Genomic DNA, 579 nt, shown 5'->3' on the forward strand with positions numbered 1-579 from the left:
TTACTCGATGACTTTGGCTACGACGCCAGCGCCGACGGTACGACCGCCTTCACGGATAGCGAAACGCAGACCATCTTCCATCGCGATGGTTTTGATCAGAGTGACAGTCATCTGGATGTTGTCACCTGGCATTACCATTTCAACGCCTTCTGGCAATTCGCAGTTACCGGTCACGTCAGTCGTACGGAAGTAGAACTGTGGACGGTAGCCTTTGAAGAACGGAGTATGACGACCGCCTTCTTCCTTGCTCAGAACGTAAACTTCTGCGGTGAACTTGGTGTGCGGCTTGACGGTGCCTGGCTTGACCAGAACCTGGCCACGCTCAACGTCGTCACGCTTGGTGCCGCGCAGCAGTACACCGCAGTTCTCGCCAGCACGACCTTCGTCGAGCAGCTTGCGGAACATTTCAACGCCGGTGCAGGTAGTTTTCTGAGTATCGCGCAGACCAACGATCTCAACTTCTTCCTGGATGCGGACGATGCCACGCTCAACACGACCAGTCACAACAGTACCGCGACCCGAGATCGAGAATACGTCTTCGATTGGCATCAGGAACGGCTTGTCGATAGCACGCTCTGG

At 55.3% G+C, this 579-nt stretch carries 1 protein-coding gene; it reads right to left on the reverse strand.

All coding sequences use genetic code 11. The features are described 5' to 3' along the window. The coding region (locus AACY49_RS30045; RefSeq protein WP_339527863.1) for an EF-Tu C-terminal domain-related protein at positions 1–579 on the reverse strand (579 nt) is incomplete at its 5' end.

The sequence above is a fragment of the Pseudomonas sp. EL_65y_Pfl2_R96 genome, from assembly GCF_963970905.1.
In the GTDB taxonomy this organism is placed as follows: domain Bacteria; phylum Pseudomonadota; class Gammaproteobacteria; order Pseudomonadales; family Pseudomonadaceae; genus Aquipseudomonas.